Source organism: Streptomyces sp. UNOB3_S3, assembly GCF_020740895.1.
GTDB lineage: Bacteria > Actinomycetota > Actinomycetes > Streptomycetales > Streptomycetaceae > Streptomyces.
Window position 1 is genome coordinate 1 of the sequence record NZ_JAILXP010000412.1, and the last position, 5,949, is coordinate 5,949.

General features: G+C 77.5%; 2 protein-coding genes. Both read right to left on the reverse strand.

Annotated elements, in window-relative coordinates; genetic code table 11:
- Positions 1 to 3,681 (reverse strand): beta-ketoacyl synthase N-terminal-like domain-containing protein (locus tag K6I33_RS36120; RefSeq protein ID WP_275126809.1); only part of this gene is annotated, 3,681 nt, incomplete at its 3' end.
- Positions 3,682 to 5,949: SDR family oxidoreductase (locus K6I33_RS30305; protein WP_229357750.1), on the reverse strand; the 2,268-nt coding region annotated here is incomplete at its 5' end.

Consider the following 5,949-nt stretch of genomic DNA (forward strand, 5'->3'; position numbering starts at 1 on the left):
GGGCAGGGTGTGCCGGGTCTGCCACCGGCCTCGCAGGTACCGCTGGTGCAGGGTGCTCAGCTCCGTCAGGTACTGGCGGTGCAGGTCGGTGGCACGGGCCCGTTGCCGTGCGACGGCGGCGGCGCGGTCCGGCACGGAGGTCCCGTGCCGCACCGGGAGCGGGGCGGCCGGCGGCGCGGGCGCCGTGGCCGTCCGGTCCGGTACGGGCAGCCGGACCGCGGGGAGATGGGCCGGCAGGCGCAGCGTCCGCCCGTTCCCCGGCGCGTCGGTGCCGTCCTGGCCGAGGAGGCGCAGCAGGGGTGCCGGGTCGCACAGTCCGGCGGCCGCCAGGCGTTCCGCCGACCGGCGCAGCCGGCGCAGGGCCCGGCCGCCGGGTTCGTCGAGTGCCACCGCCAGGTGTTCCCGTCCCTCCAGGATGCGGCCGATCCAGTCGGTGCACAGGGACAGGGGGCCGTGCTCGACGAAGACGCGGACGCCGTCGGCGTAGGCCCGCTCGATCACCGCCGGGAAGTCCACGGTCCTGGTGGCCTGTGCCGTGATGGCGTCGGCGGCGCTCTCCTCGGTCGGCAGGTACGGTTCGGCCGTGTCGCCCCGGTAGAAGCGGACGCCCGGGACGGGTACGGTGCGGCGGCGGTGCAGCCGGTGCCAGGCGTCCCGGACGGTCTCCAGTTCGGGGGCGTGGGCGGCGATGTCGTAGTCGAGCTGGACGGCCCGGTGGGGGAAGCGGTCGCGTACCAGGGCGGCGCAGGCGGTCTCCTCCCCGCCGATGACGCAGACCCCGGGGGCGTTGACCGCCATCAGGTGCACGGCGGGCTCGGCGGCGACGGCTTCCCGGACCTGTTCCGGCGGTGCGGTGAGCAGGTAGTTCCGCCAGCGGCGGCCGGTGATGCCCTTGGCCCGCCAGGCGTGGCGGACCGCCCGGTACTCGCCCGTCACATCGCGGGTGAACAGCTCGCCGCGCCGGGCGTCCTCGGCCAGGGCGGCGGCGTCGGGCCATGCCTCCAGGGCGATGAGCGCGGTGGTCTCGCCGGAGGAGTAGCCGATGGCCGCCTCGGGGCGCAGGCCGAGCACGTACCGGGTGATCAGCGTGTGGAGGCCCGCGAGTCCTGTGGTGGCCCAGATCCTGCCGAGTGCGCTCGTGTCGGCGAACTCCGGTGACCAGGGAGGGCTTCCGGTGCCGTAGCGCCGCTGGACGGCCTCGGCGAGGTCCGGCAGGGCGAGGGCCAGTTCCCGGCCCATGCGCGGGTAGGCGGCCGAGCCGTTGGTGTAGACGAAGGCGACGCGGTGCTCGCCGCGGGTGGGCCCGGCGGTCGCGGGGGCGGCCCGCAGCCGCACGCGTCGCTCGGGTCCCCCCAGGACCGGGACGACGACTTCCGCCGTGCGCGGCCGCGCGTCGAGGTCGGCGAAGCGGCCCGGCCGGGGCGCGATGCCGTAGCGCAGGGCGGTGACGGCGGTGGCGACGGCGAGCAGGCCGGCGGCGGCGTGCGGGGTGCCGAACAGGGCGGAGTTGTCGTACGCGTCCCCGTCTGCGTCCCCGTCCGCCGGTCCGTTCCGGGGGACCGTGCTCACCCGCAGGTCCGGCGGGCCGTCGCCCGTCCCGTCCAGGAGCGCGAGGACGGGTTCCCCGGCCCGCTCCGCGTCCGGCAGGCGTTTGAGGACGAGGACGACCGCGGCGTCCCCGGGCTCCCGGTCGATGCCGAGGTCCCGCAGGGCCGCCCGGTGCACGGGCTCGTGGGCGAGGTCGGCCGCCCCGACGAGCACGGCGTCCGCCTCGTCCGCCCTCAGCATCCGGGCGGCCAGGGCGAGGGCGGCGGTGCCGGAGTCCTCCTCGGCCGACACCGTGAAGCCGGGTCCGCTCAGGTCGAATTGGCTGTTGAGCCGGTTGGCGACGATGTTCATCATCGCTCCCAGTGCCCCGGCGGGTCCGTACTCGCGGGTGAAGGCGTCCTGGAGACCGGCCCTCGGGCCCGGGGGCAGGGGCAGGCCGGAGCGCTGCCAGAGGTCGCCGATCCGCCACCGCGCGACGCACCGGCCCACCTGGGGGTCGACGCCCGCCCCGACGACGACGGCCGTGCGCGACGGTGGCAGGGTCACCCCGCGGGCCGCCTCCCGCGCGGCGTCGAGGACCAGCAGCTGCTGGGGCAGGGTCTCCCGCAGGTCCACGGGTGGGAAACGCAGTCCCGCCAGGGCCAGTTCGACACTGTCGCGCGGTTCCCGGACGGGCCGTCCCGTGGCGAGCGCGACGGCGAGGTCGGCGGTGCCGCCGTCCCGTCCGGCCCGCGCGGCGAGCGCGACCACGGCGACGGGAACGTCCCGCCACCGTGCCGGGGCGACCGGAGGGGGAGGCGGCGCGGACGGCGCGGCCCGGGTGTCCCAGGCGTCGAGGACGAGATGGGCGTTGGTGCCGCCGAAACCGAACGCGCTCACGGCGGCCCGGCGCGGCCCGTGCCAGTCCTCGTGTTCCGTGACGAGCCGCAGCGGCCCGCCCTCCAGCACCGTGGGCGTCCCGTCGTGCGGTACCGCCGGGCGGATCCCCGCGCCGAGCGCGCCGATCACCTTGAGCAGCGCCGCCGCGCCCGCCGCGGTCAGCACATGGCCGATGTTGGCCTTCACCGCCCCGACCGGCAGGGCACGGTGCCCGGCGAAGACCCGGCCGGTCGAGCGGGCCTCGACGGCGTCGCCGACGGCCGTGCCCGTGGCGTGGCACTCCAGGAGCCCCACGGACTCCGGCGGCACTCCGGCCGACGCGTAGGCCGCGAGCATGGCGCGTTCCTGTCCGGCGGCGTCCGGCGCGAGCAGCCCGGAGGCGCGGCCGTCGTTGCCCAGCCCGATGCCGCGTACCACCGCGAGCACCTGACGGTCCTGTGCCAGGGCGTCCCGCAACCGCATGAGCGCGACCAGGGCGGCCCCTTCGGACGGGACCAGACCGTCGGCCTCCCGGTGGAACGGCCTGCTGCGCCCGGTGGGGCTGAGGGCGCTCATCCGCGCCAGCCCGCCGTGGATGAGCAGAGCGTCGGAACGGCTGACCGCGCCCGCGAGCATCAGGTCCGCCGACCCGTCGTGGAGCCGGTCGCAGGCGAGCTTGACCGCGTACAACGAGGTGGCGCAGGCCGCGTCCAGGGCGTACGCACCGCCCTCCAGTCCCAGCGCGCGGGCGGCGAGCAGGGCCGGCAGCCCGGAGGAGAAGCGGTTGAAGGCGTGCGGGCGGGGCGGCAGCAAGGCCAGCAGGGCGTCGCGCACCGGGGGTTCCTGGGCCGAGAACCACACGTGTTCGGTGTGCCGGACGGCGGCGGTGGAGGGGTAGGAGAGGTTCCCGAGGACCAGCCCCGAGCGGGTGGGCGCGGCGCCGGGGAGGCCGGCTTCGGCGAGGGCCTGGCGTCCGGTGTGCAGGACCCACTGGAAGAGGGGGTCCAGTCGCAGGATCTCCTCGGGGGACAGGGCGAATCCGGTGGGGTCGAAGGCGCCCTCGAAGCCGTGGACGAACCCGCCGACGCCGAAGCCCTCGGCGGGGCGTCCGAGCGCGGTGGCCCCGCCCGCGCCGGGCGGCACGCCCCAGCGGTCCCGGGGGCCCGGCCGGAGGCTGACCCGGCGGGCGAGGAGGTTGCGCCAGAAGGCGTCCGGGCTCGGCGCGTCCGGCAGGACGCACCCGCGCCCCACGACGGCGATGGGTTCGAAGGACATCTACGGCTCGCCTCCCCGCCCCTCGCCGGCCGCCGGTACGTCCGGCCGCCGGACCAGTTCCACGTCGAACAGGTCGGCGAAGGGGGTGCCGTCCGCTCCGGTCAGCCGCAGGTGGCACCGGGCGAGGGCGGCCTCCGCCGCCACCGGCAGGACGCGGCAGGTCACGGGGCCGGGCGCCGGGCCCCGGTGGTGGGGGGTGAAGGCGCCGACGGCCATCGGGAGCATGGCGTGCCCGAGGGCCTCCCGGGCCCAGAGCACGGCGAGTTGCAGGGCGCCGTCGAGCACGGCCGGGTCGGTCTGCCAGACGTCGCCGGGCCAGTCCAGCGCGGTGACGCCGGCGAGGGTGCCGCGGGCGCCGGCCGGACCCGCCGCCTCGACCACGGTCACCGCGCGCATCATCGGGCCGTGAAAGAGCAGTTCGCCGTCGTAGACCTCGGCCCGCGCCCAGGGCGGCAGGTCGTCGTCCGCCGCCGACGGGGCGGGCGACGCGGCGTCCCCCGCCCCGGCGCGCCCGGTGCAGTGCGTACGGCCGGTCGCCCCGCGCAGTTCCACGCGGAGCGAGCCCGGGTCCTCCGGGTCGGGCCGGGCGGCGATGACGAACTCCGCCGCGTCACGGCCGGATTCGCCCCAGGTGGCGGGTGTCACCACCCGCAGGTCGCGCAGGGTCACGGCCTCGGCGCCGGGGTTCCAGTCGCGGACCGCCGCGAGGAACCACTCCAGGGTCTGGGCGAGGGGCAGGACCGCCCTGCCGCCGATGACGTGGTCGGCCAGCTGGGGATGGGTGGCCCGGGAGACGCGCGCCAGCGCGGGCTGCGGGTGCCGGAGGCCGGTCGGGGGCAACGCGCCCGGAGGACCGCCCCCGGCCGGTACCGCCAGGAGGAGCACACCGCTGTGCCCGTCCGCGCGGGTCGCCTCCTCGGTGAAGGCCCGGGCGCCCGCCTCGGCCGTCAGCAGCGGCACCCCGGCCGCCGCGAAGTGCCCGGCCAGGGCGGGGGTGACCATGCCGCCCTGCCAGGGGCCCCAGGCCAGGGCCCGGACCCGGCACTCCGGCCTGGCCGCCGCCTCGACGGCCGCGACGTGGGCGAGCGTCTCGTTGGCCATGGCGTAGTCGCTCTGCCCGGGGTTGCCGAAGCCGCCCGCCACGGAGGAGAAAAGGAGGACGGTCCGCAAGGGGTCGTCGGCCGTCGCCTCCAGCAGATTCCGCAGTCCCGCGGTCTTGGTGCGGAAGACCTGGTCGAACTGTTCGTCGGTCTTCTCGGCGACCCGCTTGTCCGCCAGCACTCCGGCGCCGTGGACGATGCCGGTCACCGGTCCCCACTCGGCCCGGACGGCGGCCAGGGCGTCGCGCACGGCGGCGGGGTCACGGATGTCGGCCGGCAGGTAGCGCACGGGTGCTCCGGCCCGTTCGATCGCGGCGAGGGTCGCCCTGATCTCCCGGACGGCCAGGATGTGCCGGGCCCGCCGGGTGAGGGCGAGCGGGGTGTCCGCCGACCGCTCGGCGAGCGCCCGGACGAGGGTGGCCTCGTCCGCGTCGGCCGGAAGATCGGGGGGCTCGTCGTCCAGTGCGGTACGGCCCAGGAGCGCCAGCCGGGGGCGGCGGGCCCGGGCCAGGTCGACGAGCGCGGCGGCGGTGATCCCACGGGCGCCGCCCGTGGCGACGAGGACGTCGTCGGGGCCCGGTCCGCCGGGCGCGGCGTCCGGGAGGGCGGCCGGGACGGTCAGCGTCGTCACCCTCCCGCCGTCGGCGGGCAGGCCCGCCTCCAGCAGGGGCCCGCCCCGGAGCAGTTCACCGGCCAGCGCGTCGGCGACGTCCTCGGGGGACCGGCCCGCGCGGGCGCAGTCGACGGCCTTGACCACCGCCTCGGGCCATTCCCCGGCGAGCGTCCGGACCAATGCGACGAGACCGCCGAGCCAGGCCCGTTCCCCGTGGTCGCCCCGTACGCCGAAGCCGCCCCCGGTGTCCTGCGCCGTGACGAACACCCCGCCCTCCCGCGCGAACCGGGGGGCCACGACACGGGCTGCCCGGAACGCCGCGCGCTGGACCTCCAGCATGGCCTCGACGCCCGTCTCCTCGGTCAGGCCGCCCAGCAGCAGCACCGCCCGGCTCGCCGGAGTCGGCTCGCCGACCGCTTCGGCGGGAACGCCCTGCCCGGCCAGGCGTCCGGCCACGAGCCCGGCGAGGCCGGAGCCCCCGTCGACCACGTGGAGGACGTGCTCCCCGAGCCCGGGCACCGCCAGACCGCGGGGCGGTACGGGTACGGAGCGCAC